This is a genomic window from Streptomyces corynorhini (assembly GCF_003346515.1).
Classification (GTDB): Bacteria; Actinomycetota; Actinomycetes; order Streptomycetales; family Streptomycetaceae; genus Streptomyces; species Streptomyces corynorhini.
In genome coordinates this window covers 1-2,772 of record NZ_QQNA01000317.1, presented here as the reverse complement: position 1 = coordinate 2,772, position 2,772 = coordinate 1, and the positions used below count along the sequence as shown (strand labels likewise).

Annotated in this window: 3 protein-coding genes; all 3 read left to right on the top strand. The window is 71.8% G+C overall.

Translation table 11 applies throughout. The features are described from left to right. The coding region (locus tag DVH02_RS30635) for a peptidase C39 family protein (RefSeq protein WP_147286168.1) at positions 1-1,265 on the top strand (1,265 nt) is incomplete at its 5' end. Between the two features lie 223 nt (positions 1,266-1,488). Next, on the top strand, positions 1,489-1,683 hold the full coding sequence (locus tag DVH02_RS30630) for an SCO1431 family membrane protein (RefSeq protein ID WP_114627109.1): 195 nt from the start codon (positions 1,489-1,491) through the stop codon (positions 1,681-1,683). Positions 1,684-1,770: 87 nt separating this feature from the next. Continuing rightward, entirely contained in the window at positions 1,771-2,454 is a 684-nt protein-coding gene (locus DVH02_RS30625) for a TetR/AcrR family transcriptional regulator (protein ID WP_114627108.1), read from the top strand. The last annotated feature ends 318 nt before the right edge of the window (positions 2,455-2,772 follow it).

The window sequence follows — 2,772 nt, the reverse complement described above, 5'->3', positions numbered from 1 at the left end:
CGAGCGGCCCGGCGGGCGCGCCCGCCGGGCCGCTCGTGGACAACGCCTTCTGGACCTCGTACGCCGACTGGCGCGCCGGTGAGAGGCACGGCACCCGGGCCGTCTCAGGGGCCCGGCCCTCACTGGTGATCGACGTCCCGGCAGGCCGCGTCGACTACCGCGATCCGCACACCGGGCGGACCACCGCCTGGGAGTACGCGAGCTGGACCTCGCCCGAGCACCGCGCCACGGTCCCCGCCACCGAGGTCATCGCCTCCTGGAACGCCGCGACCCCGGCCGGTACCTGGCTCCAGGTCGAGCTGCGCGGGCGCTACTCCGACGGCGCCGACACCCCCTGGTACGTGCTGGGCCGCTGGACGTCCGGCGACGGCGAGGGCGACATCAGGCGCACCTCCGTGGACGGCCAGAGCGACGGCCGCGGCAGCGTATGGACCGACACCTTCGCCGTGGACGACGCGGCGAGCGGACTGCGGCTCGTCTCGTACCGGCTGCGGCTCACCCTGTACCGCGGGCCGGGCACCCGGCTCACGCCCGCGGTGTACCGGATCGGCGCCATGGCCTCCGACATCCCCGACCGGTTCACGGTCCCGGCCTCCACACCGGGCCTCGTCCGCGAACTGACCGTGCCGCGCTACTCGCAGAACATCCACACCGGGCAGTACCCGGAGTACGACAACGGCGGCGAGGCGTGGTGCAGCCCCACCTCCTCCCAGATGATCATCGAGTACTGGGGGCGCCGCCCCACCGCGGCCGACCTCGCCTGGGTCGACCCGGCCTTCGCCGACCCGCAGGTCTGTCACGCGGCCCGGTTCACCTACGACCACCAGTACGAGGGGTGCGGCAACTGGCCATTCAACGCCGCGTACGCCGCGACCTACCCGGACATGTCCTCCGCCGTCACCCGCCTCGGCTCGCTCACCGAGGCGGAGACCCTCGTCCGCGCGGGCATCCCCCTGATCACCTCGCAGTCCTTCCTGCGGGACGAGCTGACCGGGGCCGGATACGGCACCGCGGGGCATCTGATGACGGTGATCGGCTTCACGGCCGACGGCGACGTGATCGCCAACGACCCCGCCTCCCCGGACGACGCGGCCGTGCGCCGCGTCTACCGGCGCGCCGAGTGGGAGACGATCTGGCTGCGCACCAAGCGGTACAACGCCGCGGGCAACGTCGCCTCGGGCACCGGCGGGGTCGCCTACGTCTACTGGCCCGCCGAGCCGTCCGCCGTCCAGCGCCGGGCCCTGCGGGCGGTGGGGCTGATCTGATCCCGGCGGGGGACAGGCGCGCGGTGTGGTGTACGGCACATCTCGGGCCGTACACCCCCCGCGCCCCCGTGTTCACGCGCCGAGGGGCCGACGGGCCCCCGGCGGCCGTGACACAGGTCTCTACCCGGGGGCCGGATTCGCTGGCACTGTGGTGGGGTCACCGAGGGGACGGTGGCCCCGGGGGGACATCCACGGCCACGGCCCACGAACGAACGAGATGTCCATGACTGCCACCGCCACCGCCACTGCCACCGCCACCACCGCCCTGACGACCCTCACCGGCACACTCGAACGCGTCCGCGACCGGGCCCGTACCGGAGGCCCCGAGGACGACGGTCCCGAGCTGGTCGAGCAGCTGCTCGGCTGGACCCTGGTGGTGCTGCTCGCCGTCCTCGTCAGCCACACCGGTCTGCTGTAGCCACCCGAACGGGGCGGCGGCCACGTCTCTGCGATACTGCGGGAATTCTTGTGTGAATTCTGTGGCAGACGGAGACCGGGACGCGAATTGAATAGCAGTCAACAGCGGGGCGCCTCCTTACGATCGCAGCTGCGGCGCTCCGAACTCATCGCGACCGGACGGAAGTTGTTCGCCCACACGTCGTACGACGCGCTGTCGATGGATGACATCGCGCAGCACGCCGGGGTCGCCAAAGGGCTTATCTACTACTACTTCAAGAACAAGCGCGGCTATTACCTGGCCATCGTCGAGGATTCGGTCGCCGAACTCGTCTCGCTCGCCGCCGGGGGCGCCGAACTCCCGCGCACCCAGCGGGTGCAGCGCACCGTCGAGGCGTATCTGCGCTTCGCGCAGGAGAACGAGGCCGCGTACCGGACCATCGTCACCGGCGGCGTCGGTTTCGACACCCAGGTGCAGGAGATCCGGGACGCCGTGCGTACGGGGCTGGTCACGACGGTCGCCGAGGGCGCCTACGGCCATCACGACATCCCGCCCATCGCCCGGCTCGCGCTGCTCGGCTGGCTCAGCAGCGTGGAGTGGCTGACGCTCGAATGGCTGGAGTACCGGGACGCCCTCCAGCGGGAGGTGCCCCGGGATCTGCTGGTGCGGATGTTGCGGCACACCCTGAACACCATCGAGGAGTTCGCCCCCGAGTGCCCGGCGCCGCCGCCGGATCCGCACTGGCGCCCGTTCACCGGCCTGACGGCCCTCAACGGCGAGAGCGGCGCCTAGGGCCTCTCGTTCGGATCATGCCGGGCTCGCGAGCCCTGGCACCGCGCCTCGCCGCGTTGTCGTCGGTCATCCCCAAGGTCTCGGCTTCGCTCGACCAGGGGAGACCCCATCCGCTCCGCGTGGGCTCCCTCCTCCGCCTTGCGATCCACGGCACCAGACCCCGCTCCCTCATCCGGCCTGATCCAAACGAAAGACCCTAAACTGAGGAACTGTGTCGTCATCCACCGCCGCCTCCGGCCGCACCCCCCTGACCGAGGCGGCCCCGTTCGCCCTCTGCGCACGTGAGCCGCGCGTCCCGGCCGAACGGCTGGTCGCCGA

Bases quoted from the DNA above. Each gene is read 5' to 3' on its own strand.
- DVH02_RS30630 (WP_114627109.1), top strand. From the start codon at position 1,489: ATGACTGCCACCGCCACCGCCACTGCCACCGCCACCACCGCCCTGACG.